Origin of the sequence: Clostridium algidicarnis (assembly GCF_000703125.1) — a bacterium.
Classification (GTDB): domain Bacteria; phylum Bacillota; class Clostridia; order Clostridiales; family Clostridiaceae; genus Clostridium_L; species Clostridium_L algidicarnis.
Map to the genome: position 1 here is coordinate 2,912,809 of NZ_JNLN01000001.1, position 18,129 is coordinate 2,930,937.

The following is an 18,129-nucleotide window of genomic DNA, read 5'->3' on the forward strand; positions in this document are numbered from 1 at the left end:
TTGCTAGTATTATTTTTCGTCATCAACCTTAAAGTCTGCATCAACTACGTTGTCATCCTTTGGTCCTTCACTAGTTCCATCACCATTCATATCCATGTTACTTGGGTCAAATCCAGCATTTTCTGGATTTTCTTGATATAATTTAGCAGATACAGCATAGAATACTTCAGTTAATTCTTCTGTTGTCTTTTTAATAGCCTCTATATCTTCTCCATCTTTAATAGCTTTTAATGCTTCTAACTTTTCGTTTACCTTTGCTTTATCTTCTTCTGATACTTTTTCTCCAAGCTCAGTTAAAGTTTTTTCTGTTTGATATACTAATTGGTCCGCATTATTTTTAACTTCAATAGATTCTTTTCTCTTTTTATCTTCTTCAGCAAATTTCTCTGCTTCTTTTACAGCCTTATCTATTTCATCGTCATTTAAATTTGTTGATGCTGTTATGGTTATTTTAGCTTCTTTTCCAGTTCCTTTGTCCTTTGCAGAAACATTTACTATTCCATTAGCATCTATATCAAAGGTTACTTCTATTTGTGGTATTCCTCTTGGAGCTGCAGCTATTCCAGAAAGAGTTACTCTTCCAAGAGTTTTATTATCTGCCGCCATTTGTCTTTCACCTTGAACTACATGTATTTCAACAGAAGTTTGACCATCTGCTGCTGTAGAGAATACTTGACTCTTCCTAGTTGGAATTGTAGTATTTCTTTCAATTAAAGGTGTTGCGATTCCACCTAAAGTCTCTATTCCAAGTGTTAAAGGTGATACGTCTAATAATAAAACATCTTTAACATCTCCAGTTAAAACACCTGCTTGGATTGCTGCACCTAATGCAACGCACTCATCTGGGTTAACTCCCTTAGATGGATCTTTTCCTGTGAATTCTTTAACTGCATCTTGAACTGCAGGAGTTCTAGTAGATCCTCCTACTAATATTATTTTATCAATCTCATTTATTGACAAGCCAGCATCTTGTAAAGATTTTTTCATTGGCTCTATAGTTCTTTGAACTAAATCGTGAGTAAGCTCATTAAATTTAGCTCTTGAAAGATTCATCTCTATGTGCTTTGGACCTGTAGCATCTGCTGTTATAAATGGTAGATTTATGCTAGTTTGCATTGAAGATGATAACTCTATCTTTGCCTTTTCTGCTGCTTCTTTTAATCTTTGATGAGCCATCTTATCTTGTCTTAAATCTATTCCATTTTCTGATTTAAAGTTATCTGCTATATAATCAACTAACTTATCATCAAAGTCATCTCCACCTAAATGAGTATCTCCATTTGTAGATTTAACTTCAAAAACTCCATCTCCAAGTTCAAGTATTGATACGTCAAAAGTACCACCACCAAGATCGTAAACTAATACTTTTTGACTCTTTTCTGTCTTATCTATACCATATGCTAAAGAAGCTGCTGTAGGTTCATTTATTATTCTTAAAACTTCAAGCCCTGCTATCTTTCCTGCATCTTTTGTTGCTTGTCTTTGACTATCATTAAAGTAAGCTGGAACAGTTATTACTGCTTGAGTTACCTTTTCTCCTAAATAAGCCTCTGCATCAGTTTTTATTTTTTGAAGTACCATTGCTGATATTTCTTGTGGAGTATAATCTTTTGAATCTATTGTAACTTTATGGTTACTTCCCATATGCCTTTTTATAGAAGCTATAGTTCTCTCTGGATTAGTTATTGACTGTCTTTTAGCTACCTGACCTACTAATCTTTCACCATTTGCTTGAAATGAAACTACTGAAGGTATTGTTCTTGCTCCTTCTGAGCTTGATATAACTACCGCTTCTCCACCTTCCATAACTGAAACACATGAATTTGTTGTACCTAAATCAATTCCTATTACTTTTCCCATTTAAATTCCTCCTTAAATATATATGAAGTTTACAGTTTAATTGGCAACTTTAACCACACTGTATCTTATAACCTTATCACCTTTTTTATATCCCTTTTGGAATACCTCTATAATTTCTTTTTCTCCTAAACTTTCATCAACCACATGCATTACTGCATCGTGCATATTAGGATCAAAGCCACTATTAGTATCTATTTCTTCTATTTGTAATTTTTCTAGAGCTTCTTTAAATTGTTTTAGTGTAATCTCTACTCCTTTTTTTATATCCTCTGCACTTCCATCTGTAAGAGCAGCTCTTTCAAGATTATCTAATACAGGTAAAATATTTTTTAAAACATCTTCACAAGCATATCCATAGATACTTTCTTTTTCTTTTGTTGTTCTTTTTCTATAATTTTCATATTCAGCTGTAACTCTAAGAAGTCTTTCTTGTAATTCATTATTTTCTTCTTTAGTCTTTAAAGCTTCATCTTTATATTTAGAAAACTCCTTAAGATCTACTATATTATCATATTCTTCTTTTTCTAAAATCTCTGTTTCATTTACGACACTAGATTCTTCTTTAACATTTTCATCTTCTAAATTAAGATTTTCTACTTTTTCTTCTGGATTCAAATCACTTTTGTTCTTATCCATAGCTATGAAGCACACCTCATCTCTAATATATTTTTGCTATAATTCATCTTCAAGTTTTTTCAAACTGTCATTAAGTCCTTTCATAACTTTGGACATAATAGACACAACTTTTGAATAAGGAATTCGAGTGGGTCCTATAAGACCGATTGTTCCGATAGGCTTATTTCCCACAGAATATACTGCTGATATTACACTACAATCTTTAGCTTGCTTTAAATAATTTTCTTCACCTATTTTTATAGTAAGCTTATTTGTTGTATCTAGAAGTTCTTGCATATAACTTTTATTATCAAGCAAAGAAAGAAATTCCTTGGCTTTATCTATATCATTATACTCAGGGTAATTAAATATATTTGTAGCTCCTTCAAGATAAACCTTTGAGTACTCTTCATCAGTGAGCGCATCTATAAGTATTGGTATAACACCATTTACAATGTCTTCATATCCTTTAAGCTCAAATTTAATATCTTTTATAACTTGACTACCCATCTTCTCTATAGGTAAGTTTTTAAATTTTTCATTTAAAACATTACTTATCTTATGAAGATTGTCTTGGCTTGGAACGTTGCTTGCTTTAAGAATATTATTTTTTATAATACCTGTATAAGTTATTATAACCACAAGTATACTATTATTATCAATACTTATGAGCTGTACAGATTTCAATTGGCTCTTTTTTACAGAAGGTGTATTTAATATGCAAGTTAAGTTTGTGAGTTCTGACAACATATGGGTAGTTCCTTTTAATAGTTTATCTATCTCATATATTGCCATACTAAGTATATGTGATTTTATCTTCATCTCTTCTTCTAATGTTAGTCTTTCAACTATCATAAGTTTATCTACATAAAGTCGATATCCTTTATCTGAAGGTTTTCTTCCAGAAGAGGTATGAAGTTGTTCTAAATATCCCATATCTTCTAAATCAGCCATTTCATTTCTTATGGTAGCTGAGCTTATGCCTAAGTCATACTTTTTAGCTATGGTCCTGGATCCCACTGGTTCCGCCGTAATAATGTAATCATTAATTATAGCTTCAAGAATCTTTATTTTTCTATCATCCACATCCATGCTTTCACCTCTTTTATTAGCACTCACTCTTGTTGAGTGCTAATTGCTACGCTTTTAAAATAACATTTCAAGTTTTTTTTGTCAACATCATATTCACGTCATAATGCTAATTTATTATGCTATAATATGCTTTTACCTTTGTAAACTTTCATTTACTCATTATTGCTCTATTATACACCTTAATTTATTTAATCTATCAAAAAATCAGCTAATACATAATTAGATAATTGTATACCTTCCGCTGTAAACTTCAAATATCCATCTTCTCTTTTTAAAAGTTTCACATTTATATATTTATTAATTATATCTTTATAATAACTATCTATATCTTTACCAAATCTATTTAAAAATTCTTTTTCTTCTATACCCTTGGTCTTTCTAAGTCCCATAAACATAAATTCTTCAACATCTTCTTTAATTAAATTTTTATGTTTTTCCTTGTAAGCTTGTTTATCCGTATTTATCTTTTGTATATATTCTTCTACACTTTCAACATTTTTATATCTGATGCTTTCAATATAGGATGCTGAAGATGATCCAACTCCAATATATTCATCCATACTCCAATAAACCATGTTATGTCTGCATTCTCTACCCTCTTTTGAAAAATTTGAGATTTCATATTGATTATAGCCAAAATCTTTTAATATAGATAAAAGGCTTTCATACATACCTCTTTCAACATCTTCTTCTGGCAAATTTAATGTACCTTTATTATTAAGATCATAAAACCTTGTATCCTCTTCTAATATAAGGCTATAAGCTGAAATATGCTCTGGGTTTAATTTTGCAACCTTAATTAAAGACTCCTTCCAAAGCTCAGAAGTTTGATTTGGAAGTGCAAACATCAAATCTATATTTATATTTTCAAATCCTATAGATCTGGCAAGCTCATAATTTTTTAAAAATTCGTCTACATTATGTATTCTTCCAATCTCTTTTAATAATGAGTCATCATAAGCTTGTAGACCAATGCTTAACCTATTAACCCCCATATCTTTTAACAGTTCCAATTTTTTCTTATCTAATGTTCCTGGATTACATTCTACGGTAAATTCCACATTTGGTGTTAAATTCAGTTTCTTTATATGTGCTTTTAAATCTTCTAACATTTTTAAAGGCAAATAGGTGGGAGTACCCCCACCTATAAATATAGTCTTTATATTATACTGTAAAACTTTAGCATCAATTTCTTTACCTAAAGCCTTAATATAACTATCCATTAGATTATCTTTACCGCAAAATGATGGAAAATCACAATACCAACATTTACTTTTACAAAATGGTATATGTATATATAATGATATATCCTTCATAGTTACCTCCTAATTGCTTGCCAAGAGTTTCGCTTTTTTAAAAATCTAATCTACTTTTAGTACAGCCATAAATGCTTCTTGAGGGATTTCTACAGACCCTACTTGACGCATCCTCTTCTTACCCTCTTTTTGCTTTTCTAAAAGCTTTTTCTTTCTGCTTATATCTCCGCCATAACATTTTGCTAAAACATCTTTCCTCATAGCCTTTACAGTCTCTCTTGCTATTATTTTGCTCCCTACAGAAGCTTGTATAGGGATCTCAAATAATTGTCTTGGAATTATTTCTTTTAATTTTTCTGCTATAGCCCTACCTTTAGCATAAGCCCTTGAATCTGGAACAATCATAGATAAAGCATCTACTATTTCTCCATTTAGCAATATATCTAATTTTACTAAATGAGTTGTATTATATCCTTTAAGTTCATAATCTAAGGATGCATAACCTCTAGTTTTTGATTTTAGTGCATCAAAAAAGTCGTATATTATTTCATTAAGTGGTATATTATAGTTTAAAACTACCCTTGTAGTTTCTATATATTGCATATCTATAAAGTCTCCCCTTCTAGATTGGCATAATTCCATAATGGCACCTACATAATCTGTAGGTGATATTATAGAGGCCTTAACTATAGGTTCCTCCATATGTTCTATTTCAGTAGGATTAGGCAAATTTGCTGGATTTGTTATTTCAAGCAGTGTTCCATCTGTCTTTATTATTTTATATATTACAGAAGGAGCTGTAGTTATAATATCTAAATTAAATTCTCTCTCTACTCTTTCTTGCAATATTTCCATATGAAGAAGTCCTAAAAACCCACACCTAAATCCAAATCCTAAAGCTGCAGAAGTTTCTGGCTCAAAGGATAATGCAGCATCATTTATTTGTAATCTTTCTAGTGCTTCTTTTAATTCACCATACTTTGCACCATCTACAGGATATATACCACTAAACACCATAGGTATAGCAGGTCTATAACCCTCTAACGCTTCTGTTGCAGGTCTAGTTGCTTCTGTTATTGTATCTCCAACTCTTGCATCTCGAACATTTTTTATAGATCCTGTTATATACCCAACTTCTCCTGCCTTTAGCTCACCAGTTGGTAGATAACTTGGAGAAAAAACTCCAACTTCAGTAACTTCATAAACCTTCTTGGTTGCCATAAGCTTGATTTGAGTTCCTACTTTAACCGATCCTTCCATAACCCTTATGTAACAAACTACTCCCTTATAACTATCATAAGAAGAATCAAAGATAAGAGCTTTTAGAGGAGCTTCTTCGTCACCTGTAGGTGCTGGAACCTTTTCTATTATAGCCTCTAGTACATCAATTATATTAAGCCCTGATTTTGCAGATATTAAAGGGGCATCGGAAGCTTCAATTCCAATTACATCCTCTATTTCTTTTCTTATTTCTTCCGGTCTTGCACTTGGAAGATCTATTTTATTTACCACAGGAACTATCTCTAAATTATGATCTAAAGCTAAATAACAATTAGCCAAGGTTTGAGCTTGTATACCCTGAGTTGCATCCACTACAAGAACTGCTCCTTCACAAGCAGCAAGACTTCTTGAAACCTCATAATTAAAATCTACATGGCCAGGAGTATCTATTAGATTTAATATATACTCTTTACCATCCTTTTCTCTTTTATACATAAGCCTTGCTGCTTGGGATTTAATCGTTATACCTCTTTCTCTTTCTAGATCCATCTTATCTAAAATTTGACTTTCCATTTCTCTTTTAGCAAGCGTTCCAGTCTGCTCTAAGAGTCTATCTGCAAGAGTAGACTTGCCGTGATCTATATGAGCTACTATAGAGAAATTTCTTATATATTTTTGTCTTTCACTTTGCATATTCATCACCCATCTTTCTAGCAATAATGCTTTAGACAGTAGTCTTCACCACTATGAATTTTAATCAAAGTAAATTATATCATAATATATCTCTATTATGTATATAAAAAATTATTTCCTTATAGAATTAATTTTTATTTTTATATTGCCTTTGATTTTATCCATTGAGTAATGAAATACTTCTTTGTTTATAACTATATCAAACTTTGGCAATAAAATCTTTATATCTAGAGGATTTTTATTATAAAATATTTTTATAGGAGCATTGTCAACTATGTTATATAAATTTAAATATTCTTCTTTTATAGATCCATCCTCGTATAATTTATGGTTTGCACTCATAGTTTCTATAGTTTCATCTTTAGTTCTATTGCATTGAACGTTTACCTTTATAAAGCCTGACACCATTATAAATAAACATGCTATAATTATAATCTTATACATACCTTTACTTTTCAAAAAGAGCACTCCTCACAATGAATTCTTATATTTAAAATAATATTTTTACATTTCTTAATTCAAAATTCTATAACCCTTTTATAAGGATGCTCTTATTTATTAACTTTTATTCATAATATAGCAATTTAGACGTTACTCTTTTCCATTCAAATATTCTGCAATAAGCCTTGCTGTATATTTAGCTGAACCTGTAGCTTCTTCTATTTTATTTATCCTAGCTCCAACCTCTATAAGTATTGCATTATTACTTAGATCTTGATTGAAGTATCTAGTTCCAACATTATAATTTGTACCTTGCCTTATAAATCCTGGAAAAAGTTCATTTGCATTACCTATCATATTTTGTACTATAGCATTATTCTTATCAAAATGGGGATTCTTCTCTGTCATTACAAACATTATTTTCGTTACATCTTCGCCATTTAAATTCACAGTTACACTATTCTTACTTTTTACAGAATCTCTATGAAGATCAATTATAAGCTTAAAATCTCCATACTTATTTAAATACTGTGTAAGTGTTTCTCTAGATCGTGAATAGCTTTGAGTATAGGTGGTGTTATGCACTGTTTTATCATGAATCACTGATATGCCATAATTTTCTTCTAATTCTCTAGCAAGTTCATTGCCTACAGCACATACATTTTCATTTTCATCCATACTATCATTCGAATTGCTTTCCACATCAGTTGTATAGCGCTCAGATGTATGCGTGTGGTATATAAGAACCTCAGGTTTAGATGAATTAAGAGTCTTTTTCAAACTAGGATTATATGCTTTTAAAGAAGCTAAGTTAGACTGTTCTCCCTTTTGGATCTCCTTTTCAGAAAGCTTTGAAACGCTAGTATCCTCTAATTTAAAAGAACTTATTTCCTTATTTAAATTAATGGTCTTTTTACCATCATCTGATTTTAACATTGAAAAATATTTAATTTCTCTTGATATAATATTTATAGGATCTTTTCGATTAATACCTAAAGTATCCAAAACCTTATCTTTTAAAGAAAAATTTTCTTCTACTAAGTCCTCTGAATCAAAGGATAATTCTTTTACTAAGGGCATACTTTTATTTAAAATTTGAACATATATCATATTTCCCTTTTTTTCATTATAGCCAAGTCCTTGTATAGTTTTAGTTAGCAATATCATAGAAATAAGTAAAAATAAAATCATGGGTATTAGTATATAAAATTTTCGGATCTTCTCTTTTACATTTGTATAATAATATTTCATCTTAAATTCCCCCCCATATACCTTATTTATATGAGGGTCTTTTAAAAATTATAGCTTTAATTCATAAATTGATTTATATCCTCTAAATCTAGTGAAGGTTGAAGCGCAAGATTTATACCATTAGAAATTACTCTAGATACTGAGTCTACTATTATATCCACTTCTTTAGGTGTGACTATAAGGTCGCCTCCTTTTGAACTTAGTAGTTCTTCAATAAGTCGACCCTTTTCATTTTTATCTATAGACTTTAACATATTATAAAACTCGCCACCTTTAGTCGATTCTTTTATCATTTCATCTAATACAAGGTCTATACTATCATTAGCAATTGTTGCTGCATCAACTACTGTTGGAACCCCTATAGCTATAACTTTGATACCTAAAGTTTCAATATTCAAAGCTTTTCTATGATTTTTAAGTCCTGATCCTGGAGAAATACCTGTATCACTTATTTGAATAGTCCTATTAACCCTATCTAATCTTCTTGAAGCTAACGCATCTACACAAATTATAAGATCTGGTTTTGTTTTATCTACAACACCCTTAACAATTTCTACTGTTTCTATGCCAGTAAGACCTAGTACACCTGGTGATAAGGCACTAACAGATGCTATCTTTTCATCTATCTTATCTGGTATTAATTCTTTTAAGTGCCTTGTTATCATAGTTTTAGAAATAACCCTTGGTCCTAACGCATCTGGCGTTACATTCCAATTACCAAGTCCTATAACCAGCGTGTTCCTATGCTTATCTTTATTAATAATTTTTGATAAGCTATCAGCCACTACTTTACTTACCCTATTCATAGTTTCTCCATCATAATAAGTAAACTCCGGAATATCTATAGTTATATAATCCCCTATTGGCTTTCCCATGTTTTTTTCGCCTTCTTCATTAGTTATTGAAACTTTAGTAACTTTTATATCTTCATAAGGAATATCCTCTTTTACCACTATTCCTTCCGGATCCTTATTATGAGCGCTGCTATACATTTCTCTTGCTTCTACCGCAAGATCTGTTCTTATTTCAAACATTAAATCACACTCCTAGTTATTTTTAAACTTATATAAATATTATTCTATTAATAAATGGGAATTATACTTGAATTTTTAAAATTTTAATGCTATAATATCACTTGTTAAATATGAAACTCGAAAGCAGATTTCCCCACGACTGCAGAGGCCATATTATGATAAAGGTGGTGAAAGTTAATGGCAAATATAAAATCTTCAATTAAGAGAATAAAGACTACAGAAGCTAAAACTTTAAGAAATAAAATGGTTAAATCTTCACTAAAGACTACTATAAAGAAGTTTGATACTGCAGTTATAGAGAAAAACGTAGAAGAAGCAACTGCAACATACAAAGAGGTAGTTAAAGCTTTAGACATGGCTGTTTCAAAGGGAGTAATACATAAAAATATGTCTTCCAGGAAAAAGTCAAGATTAGCATCAAGATTAAATACTTTATCAGCATAGTAAGTAAACCGGTAGAGATACCGGTTATTTATTTTCCACTATTTATTTAATTCATTCCATTTTATTTGTTTTTATTTTTTATCCTATCACATTACTGTATTTATTATTAGTAATTCTAATTCAGTCTTTTTATTTAAACTTAACGTTTTTAAATTTCTTTCACTGTTTATACAAAGTTCCATGCACCTTTTTAATTGTTTGAAACTAAACTTTTCACTTTGATGCATCATCTTATCACATATATATATATTTAATTTAAGTTCACGTGATAAAATTTCTTTACTTTTTCCTTTTGACATACCAAGTTTTAGATTAAACAAAATTTTGAACTGCCTTTCTATCATAGAAAGAATATAATTCTCTTTTTCTCCTTTAAAAATCAGTTCATTTAATATATTAGTAGCCTTTTCTGGTCTTTTTTGAGATAAAAAATCCACCATATTAAATATATCTTTTTCACTCTTTTGAGAAAACAAATCCAAAATATCTTGTTTTGTTATATTTCTTCCTTCTGTATAGCTTATTAACTTATCAATTTCGTTATTTATTATTCTCATATTATTATCTACATTGTCCACAAAAAATCTGAGTTCAATCTTACCTATAGGCTTTCCATTTTGGATAAATATATTCTCTACCTTTTTATATAACTTTTCACCTTTAAGTTTATCTACTTTTACAACTGCAACATCACCTTTTATTCTATTAACCTCAGGTGTTATTTTATCTCTTTGTTCCTTAAACACATAATATAATATAAGAATGCAATGGTCAGGAAGTGTATCTATGTATTTAGCTATTTTTTTAAAAGTTTGCTCCCCTTTTTTATCTTTTTCCCAGCTTAAAAATTCTGCCCTATAAACTTCAACCACCTTTTTTTCAGACATAAAGGGTAATGTTTCTGTGGCATTTTCAATAACCTCAAAACCTTCTTTTATACCATCTATTCTTAATAAATTTAAGTCTAGGAAACTAGGATCTAAAGTATCCTTTATTATTGTAGACACTATATCCTGAATAAGCGCTTCATCCTCTCCGTAAAGTATGTAACACTTTTTAAATTTTTTATTTTTTATATCTTTTTCTAAAGAAATAACATCCATATAAAAATCTCTCCCCACTAAATATATACTTGCTAAATCTAATCTTATTTTAGGTTATATATATTAAATTCTGTAATTATAACACTATTAGTTTCATAAGCTCTTCTAAATCCAACTTGCTTTTTTGGTTTTAAAAGTATTATATCATAATTTTTCTTACCCCTATAGTTCATAAACTTAAAAATTCTATTTTCTTTCATAGGTAATACAGTTATACTTACTTGTCTTTCTCCATTACCAATATTTATTATTTCTACATTGGTGTTGTTTTTATCTTTAATATTAAATTTCAGTGGATATGTACCAATATTTTTCACTTCATCTATATTATATCCTTTAATCAAATCCTCCCCAACTTTATTCGAATTTGTTAAAAGCACATTTCTTTTTTTATAGCTTATTATATAAGCCTCCTTTCCTAAAACATCTAATACTTTAATCTCTGTATAAGGCTTATAATATTCAAATATTATAAGAGTACATAAAAACAATGGCAGATATTTGTATTTCTTATTGCCCTTTTTAACTAACAAATAGCATATATAAATAGCTATGACTATGCAACCTTCTAAATAACTTAAATAGCTTGTCTTTAGTGACATACTATGTAAAATATATATACCTCCATTTAAAATTTGCATTATAATTTCCACGAAGTATTTTATATATTTAATTAAAAATGTATTTAAAAATATAGCTGCACAATTACCTAATATAATTAATAGCGTAAATAGGGGCACTAAAAACAAATTTCCTATTAAAAACCCTAAATTAAAACTTCCAAAAGTAAATATCATATATGGAAAGGTAAATACCTGTGCGCTCATAGTTATACTAATAGGTTCTCTCAAAAACGAAGGTAACTTATATAATTTATTATTAATAGTCTTTTGAAACAATACTATTCCTACGGTAGCTAGAAAGGATAGACAAAATCCTACATCCATTAGATAGTATGGTTTTATACTAAGTAGTATTATGCCAGCTAAAGATAAGGCAGAAACCCCATCATAATTCCTATATAATTTAAAAGAAGCCTTAGACAGGAATATCATAATAAATGCCCTCCAAGTTGAAGATTTACCTCCTGTAAATATGCCATAAAAAAATGTTATAATTAAAGCTATATTACCTCCTAAAATAGTAGAAACGAGTTTATACACTAAAGCTATATGGAATCCTGAAACACTTATTACATGAATTACCCCTAAAGATTTCAATTTTTCTTTAGTTTCAATATCAATAGAAGAATTATCTCCAAAACATAAGTTGCTTAATAAAATGCCATCCTCCACTCCAAATATAGATTGAAACTCTTCATCTAAAAAAGACCTATACCCTATTATCTTTGAATACAAATCTTGTTTTCTTTCTATTTCATGCTTTAATGAAAATTCACCGATTATTCCTTTATCATATTGTATATCTTCTTTAAAATCTCCCTTAGCATATATTACATCTCCTATATCCCCTCCCTTTAAATTTTTTATATAAACCATTTTATCATTTATACTTCCTATAATCTTATATCCTTTTTTATTGTATACTCTTATTTTAACCACATCATTATCCTTTGGTAAGTTAACATTAAAGTAGCCATAAGCATTATAAAAAGAAAATATAACTATAATAATATTTATAAAAACTTCTTTGTAACTTATGCCCCTAACAAGTAATAAAATAAAAAAAAGCATAAATAAAGAAGCTAAAAATGAACTAAAAGAATAGCATATAAAAATTATAATTCCTAAAATAAAAGACACAAAAAAATAGATTAATGGTTTATTCAAAATAACACCCTCTAAAGTTAGTTATCTTGAATTTTAACCATTAATCTTTAAATTAAACCTTATATTTAATATTATAATTCTGGCTTTTGCCTTGTAAAAAGGTAACAAACAATAGAAAATATCACAAATAATATTATATCATTAATTTGCATATAAGAATGAAAATAGTTTGTAGATATAAGTACTATTAAAAACAACCCTATGCCTTGTACTAAAAAAAGCATTCTAGTCATAGCCTTACTTAAACTATCCTTAGTTCCTCCATTAAAAGATTTTATTATAAAATAACTTGTAGCAAGCAAATATATATGTTGCTTTGAAGATTCACTAAAAAATATTAAGTTCATCTTATAAATCCCATATATTAAGATTCCCATAAGCCCTGATTTAATTATAGTCCTTAGGAATCTTATCGATATATTATCGGATTTATTGAATTCGCTATCTCTATTTATACTTATCAGTATTTTTAATGTTCCCACAGGAATCATAATTCCTACTAAAATAATTATGACATATATATCTATATTAAAGCTTTCATATTTGAAAAAATTTAAAACTAATAAAATAATTAAAATCAATGAAGACGTAAAAAGATATTCCAATGATCTTTTAATTTGAATAAGCAGCTTAGGGCTTAAATTTATCAATTTATTTAATTTTGATATATAATCCTTTTTTATGTAAACATCTGAAAGAGTTTTAACAGCTTCACTGCTGCTTCCTACGGCAATAGCAACACTTGCCTTATTCATTGCAGGTAGTTCAGTCATGTTTTCACCTGCACATAATACCTTTAATGCTCCTTCATTCCACTTTTCTACAATATTAACCTTATCTTCTGAACTTATTCTTGAAAATATCTTTATTTTATTTATACTTTTACTTACCTCTATGTCATCCATATACTTCATTTCAATTCCTGACCAGATTTCTTCAATAGATTTTATTAGCTTTATATCTTGACCCCAATCATTAGCTGTAAGCTTGTTTTCTTCTGTAGCTATAGCTATCCTTATGCTTTTTTCTTTAAGAGATAATATATCTTCATTTATGTTCTCTTTTAAAGGATTTTCAAATCCTGCTATGCCAAGTAATACTAAATTACTTTCTATGTTTTCCAAAACACTTGGCTCATAATTAAAATTTCTATATGCAAATCCTATAGTTCTTAGCCCCTTTGAGGATATTGATATATCTGCATTTTTTATTTCAATTATGTCCTCTGGTGTAATTTCTTTTTCTATTCCATTTTTCATTATATGAGTGCATCTTTCTAAAAGTATATCTACAGCACCCTTTATATTTGCCCTAAAATTATTATCTATTTTATTTAAGCTTGTTTGAATTCTTTTATCACTATCATAAGGTATTTCAAATATTCTTCTTTGCTCCTTTAATAATATATTTTTGTCTAATGAAAATTCATTTCCATATTTTATTAAAGCTTGATCTATTATATCCCCTGTTCCAGTATTCGTATTAAAGTCATAGGATCCATTATTACATAAAAGGGCTATATTAAAAAATCTATCTAGATGTATATTATTAATTTCATTTTCTTTTGATATACTATATGTAATTCCATCTGTATATATCTTTTTGATATACATATTGTTTTCGCTTATAGCACCTACCTTATCTAAGAATATCATATCTATACCATTCATAAGGTAAAATATAGATATACCTTTTATATATACATCTTGTTTCTTCCAGTAGTTTTTAATATATGTGGAATAAATATTAAAAGCTATCAGAAAACTGCATGGAGAAAAACCTAATAATAAGTAATTTATTAGATGTATAGAAGCTTGTATATCTTTGCTTTTGTATAAAGTTAAAATGAATAATACAATAGTTAATACTAAAAATATAAAGGATATTAAGTTTACATTTTTAGTTACCTTATCATCAAGTCTTTGTTTTTCCTTTCTATCGTAAACTAAAACCTTTACAGTCTTCCCTATTTCAGTTTCTTCTCCAATAGCAGTTACAACACCTCTTCCACTACCTTTAATAATTTTAGATCCTTTAAATATTATGTTCTTCATGTCTGATAAAGGTATGTTTTTTTCCTCTATTTTAGTTTCATATTTTTCTGCACTATAGTCTTCCCCTGTAACCAAGGTTTCTCTTACTTTTAAATCTTCACTTTCTATTAATCTAATATCTGCTGGTGATATAAAATTCTTATCTAATATGACTATATCTCCAACCACCAGTTCCTTACAGCTTATGTTACTTATAACTTTATCCCTTAAAACTGTACATATAGTATTATTCAGATTTTGTAGTTTTCTTAAGGGTTTTTCATTTTTATATGCTATTTTAATATTAAATATAAGTGTAAAAAGTAAAAGTGCAAATATTATTATTGATATTAAAATCTCTCCAAAATATACATTCACCAAAATTAAAATTAAGGAATATAATACCCATACATTAAGTAACTTCCTCACAATTAGATTTATAATCGATAAAGGCTCATTCATTTCTAAAATATTAGCCCCAAAGGCATTCCTTCTTTTTATTATCTCTTCTTTAGAAAGTCCATTATATTGATCCGTTTTCAATGTTTCTAGTACAAAACTCCATGTCATATTATAAAACTTATTCATATAATCACCTAAACCCCATCATCTTTTATGTATTAATTTTAATTATATAAAAAATTTCATTAAAAAGCTACCTAAAATTATGTTTTAATTTTATATTCAAAAGACAATATGCTTACATGTACCATATAAATAACCTTATTTTAATAAATAGCAGTTGATAAATATCGAAATATCTATTAACTGCTATTTGTGAGCAAACCCTATGTTATTCCTTTTCTAAGGTTTTCCTCATGGTTTTTAATACTTTTTTTTCAATTCTAGAAACTTGTACCTGACTTATTCCTAGCATTTTAGCAACTTCTACTTGAGTATTGTCTTTAAAGTACCTAAGCATTATTATTTGCCTTGATTTAGCATCTAAATCTCCTAGGGCTTCTTTAAGTGCCAGTCTATCTATTAGCGAATCATCTTCTTCATACTTTTCACTAAGCTTATCTATTAAAAGTACTGGTGCGCCATCGTCTTGATGTATAGTGTCATAAAGATAATGTATGCTACTAGCAGATTCCATAGCGTATACTATATCTTCTTTGTCCACTCGTGAAAACTTTGAAAGTTCATCTAAAGTAGGCTCTCTATCTAGTTCTTTGCTTAAAGCTTCTTTATCATAATGTAATTTCCTCGCTATACTTTTAACACTCCTACTAACTTTTATCATCCCATCATCTCGTATAAACCTTTTTATTTCTCCTATTATCATAGGGACCGCATAGGTAGAGAACTTTACATTATAACTTGCATCGAAGTTATTTATTGCCTTTATAAGTCCCATAGATCCTATTTGAAATATATCTTCATACTCATACCCTCTATTCATAAATTTTTTAGTAATAGATGAAACTAAGGGTATATTTATTTCTATAAGCTTATCCATTGCAAGTTTATTACCTGTTTTTGACAAAACTATAAGTTCTAAATTATCTTCATAACTATACTCTTCTTTCTTTAGTATTTCCTTATCCATATTTTCACCTATTCCAAAGGTCTAAATTTCTTTTTCATTATTACCTTAGTACCTTCTCCTTCTTTACTTAAAACCCTTAGCTCGTCCATAAAGGTCTCCATAACAGTAAATCCCATACCAGACCTTTCTAGATCAGGTCTTGATGTGTATAAAGGCTCCATTGCTCTTTCTATATCAGTTATACCAACACCATTGTCTTTTACAATAATGGTTACTTCAAAGTTCTCTATATAAGTTTCTATAAAAACCATGCCTTTTTTATTTTGGTATCCATGTATTATAGAGTTTGTTACAGCTTCAGAAACAGCTGTTTTAATATCTGCAATTTCTTCTAGGGTAGGGTCTAGTTGGGCCACAAAGGATGCTACAGCAACTCTTGCAAAGCTTTCATTTTGAGATTTGCTCATAAATTCTATTTTCATAATATTATCTACCATCTTTTATTCCTCCATTGAATATCTATAAGGCTTCTTCTAGGGTGTTATAGCTTTTTATTATCTTAAACATACCTGATAATTCAAATACCTTTTTTACCCTGTCCTTTACTTCTACTACACAAATCTCACCATTTTTCCCTAAAAGCTTTTTATACCTACCTATAACTACCCCTATACCTGAACTATCCATAAATGTTACCCCAGAAAAATTCATTACAAGCTTGTTTATATTATCCCTGTCTAATCTATCATCAATCTTTGCTCTTACCTCTTCTGCGCTGTGATGATCTAATTCTCCCGTTAATAAAACTATTAGTTTATCATCTTTTTTATCAAATTTAAGATACATAATCACACTCCTAATTTATTTTAAGAGCATTTCACCTCCTATAAAGTAATCTCCTAAATGAGTATATTCTATAAGGTTCATTATTTTCCTTCTTTTTCAACTAAATTCCATTTAATTATTTTATTATAATTTAAAAAGTACTATATATATCTATTAATTAGCTATTAAACGCAAAAAAAGAAGTAGAAATTAAATTCTACTTCTTTTTATACTTTAAAATTTTAATAATTAGAGTCTGATTTTCCACCTTCGCATATAGCTATGGAAGCTGAAGCTCCTATTCTCGAAGCACCTGCATTTATTACATTTATTGCATCTTCATAAGACCTTACTGCACCAGATGCTTTTACTCCCATATCTTCTCCAACAGTATCTCTCATAATTTTAACATCTTTTGCTGTTGCTCCTCCTGTAGAAAACCCTGTGGAAGTTTTAACATAATTTGCTCCCGCTTCTTTAGAAAGTTTACAAGCCATTATTTTTTCTTCATCTGTAAGAAGGCAAGTTTCTATTATAACTTTTGTAAGCGCTTTCTTGTTTGCTGCATTTACAACGGCCTTTATATCTTCTCTTACATAATCATAATCCTTAGCTTTAAGCTTACCTATGTTTATAACCATATCCACTTCTTTGGCTCCATTTTTCAAAACATCTTGAACTTCAAAGGCTTTAACCTCTTTAGTGTTAGCTCCTAAAGGGAATCCTATAACTGTACATACTTTAACATCACTGCCCTTTAATAGTTCTGAACATAATGCAACATTGGAAGGGTTTACACAAACTGATGCAAAATTGTTTTCTAAAGCTTCCTCACATAATACCCTGATCTGTGACTCTGTAGCATCAGCCTTTAATAAGGTGTGGTCAATATACTTTGCTAATATTTTTTTATCCATAATACGCCTCCTAAAACTTTTTTATAAATACTTTGATAAGTATTTCAACAAAACTGCAAATA

16 protein-coding genes are annotated in these 18,129 nt (G+C 29.1%); 1 reads left to right on the top strand and 15 read right to left on the bottom strand.

Features of this window, described 5'->3' with window-relative positions; all coding sequences use genetic code 11:
* Positions 1 to 9: 9 nt before the first annotated feature.
* The 8 genes from dnaK to gpr all read right to left on the bottom strand — a co-directional run bounded on the left by dnaK (position 10) and on the right by gpr (position 9,463).
* Complete coding sequence (dnaK, locus tag BV55_RS0113990; protein WP_029453432.1) at positions 10 to 1,860, bottom strand: molecular chaperone DnaK; 1,851 nt, start codon at positions 1,858 to 1,860, stop codon at positions 10 to 12.
* 36 nt (positions 1,861 to 1,896) lie between these two features.
* A complete protein-coding gene (grpE, locus tag BV55_RS0113995) occupies positions 1,897 to 2,496 on the bottom strand; it encodes a nucleotide exchange factor GrpE (protein ID WP_029453433.1) in 600 nt (199 codons plus the stop codon).
* 36 nt (positions 2,497 to 2,532) lie between these two features.
* A complete protein-coding gene (gene hrcA / locus BV55_RS0114000) occupies positions 2,533 to 3,567 on the bottom strand; it encodes a heat-inducible transcriptional repressor HrcA (RefSeq protein ID WP_029453434.1) in 1,035 nt (344 codons plus the stop codon).
* A gap of 188 nt (positions 3,568 to 3,755) precedes the next feature.
* Positions 3,756 to 4,883 (bottom strand): radical SAM family heme chaperone HemW, encoded by a 1,128-nt coding sequence (gene hemW, locus BV55_RS0114005; RefSeq protein WP_029453435.1) that lies wholly within the window; start codon positions 4,881 to 4,883, stop codon positions 3,756 to 3,758.
* 45 nt (positions 4,884 to 4,928) lie between these two features.
* A complete protein-coding gene (lepA, locus tag BV55_RS0114010; RefSeq protein ID WP_029453436.1) occupies positions 4,929 to 6,737 on the bottom strand; it encodes a translation elongation factor 4 in 1,809 nt (602 codons plus the stop codon).
* Between the two features lie 111 nt (positions 6,738 to 6,848).
* On the bottom strand, positions 6,849 to 7,196 hold the full coding sequence (locus tag BV55_RS0114015) for a hypothetical protein (RefSeq protein WP_029453437.1): 348 nt from the start codon (positions 7,194 to 7,196) through the stop codon (positions 6,849 to 6,851).
* 132 nt (positions 7,197 to 7,328) lie between these two features.
* Entirely contained in the window at positions 7,329 to 8,429 is a 1,101-nt protein-coding gene (locus BV55_RS0114020; protein ID WP_029453438.1) for a stage II sporulation protein P, read from the bottom strand.
* Positions 8,430 to 8,485: 56 nt separating this feature from the next.
* Positions 8,486 to 9,463 (bottom strand): GPR endopeptidase, encoded by a 978-nt coding sequence (gpr, locus tag BV55_RS0114025; protein WP_029453439.1) that lies wholly within the window; start codon positions 9,461 to 9,463, stop codon positions 8,486 to 8,488.
* Between the two features lie 177 nt (positions 9,464 to 9,640).
* Here gpr and rpsT point away from each other — a divergent pair, with 177 nt between their 5' ends.
* Entirely contained in the window at positions 9,641 to 9,907 is a 267-nt protein-coding gene (gene rpsT, locus BV55_RS0114030; protein WP_029453440.1) for a 30S ribosomal protein S20, read from the top strand.
* An 86-nt stretch (positions 9,908 to 9,993) separates the two neighbouring features.
* Here rpsT and holA read toward each other — a convergent pair whose 3' ends face one another.
* From holA to deoC, 7 genes are all read right to left on the bottom strand, one after another.
* Positions 9,994 to 11,010: a DNA polymerase III subunit delta gene (gene holA, locus BV55_RS0114035; protein ID WP_029453441.1), complete on the bottom strand. Its 1,017-nt coding sequence runs from the start codon at positions 11,008 to 11,010 to the stop codon at positions 9,994 to 9,996.
* Between the two features lie 44 nt (positions 11,011 to 11,054).
* Positions 11,055 to 12,704 (bottom strand): ComEC/Rec2 family competence protein, encoded by a 1,650-nt coding sequence (locus BV55_RS0114040; RefSeq protein ID WP_198023222.1) that lies wholly within the window; start codon positions 12,702 to 12,704, stop codon positions 11,055 to 11,057.
* A 167-nt stretch (positions 12,705 to 12,871) separates the two neighbouring features.
* Entirely contained in the window at positions 12,872 to 15,421 is a 2,550-nt protein-coding gene (locus tag BV55_RS0114045; protein WP_029453443.1) for a P-type ATPase actuator domain-containing protein, read from the bottom strand.
* A 205-nt stretch (positions 15,422 to 15,626) separates the two neighbouring features.
* Positions 15,627 to 16,385, bottom strand: coding sequence for an RNA polymerase sporulation sigma factor SigF (sigF, locus tag BV55_RS0114050; protein WP_029453444.1), 759 nt, complete (start codon positions 16,383 to 16,385; stop codon positions 15,627 to 15,629).
* An 8-nt stretch (positions 16,386 to 16,393) separates the two neighbouring features.
* Positions 16,394 to 16,822, bottom strand: a complete 429-nt coding sequence (gene spoIIAB / locus BV55_RS0114055; protein ID WP_029453445.1) for an anti-sigma F factor — start codon at positions 16,820 to 16,822, stop codon at positions 16,394 to 16,396.
* A gap of 22 nt (positions 16,823 to 16,844) precedes the next feature.
* A complete protein-coding gene (gene spoIIAA, locus BV55_RS0114060) occupies positions 16,845 to 17,171 on the bottom strand; it encodes an anti-sigma F factor antagonist (RefSeq protein ID WP_029453446.1) in 327 nt (108 codons plus the stop codon).
* Positions 17,172 to 17,392: 221 nt separating this feature from the next.
* The gene (gene deoC / locus BV55_RS0114065; protein WP_029453447.1) at positions 17,393 to 18,067 is read right to left on the bottom strand and encodes a deoxyribose-phosphate aldolase; all 675 of its coding nucleotides are present in this window, start codon (positions 18,065 to 18,067) and stop codon (positions 17,393 to 17,395) included.
* Positions 18,068 to 18,129: the final 62 nt, after the last annotated feature.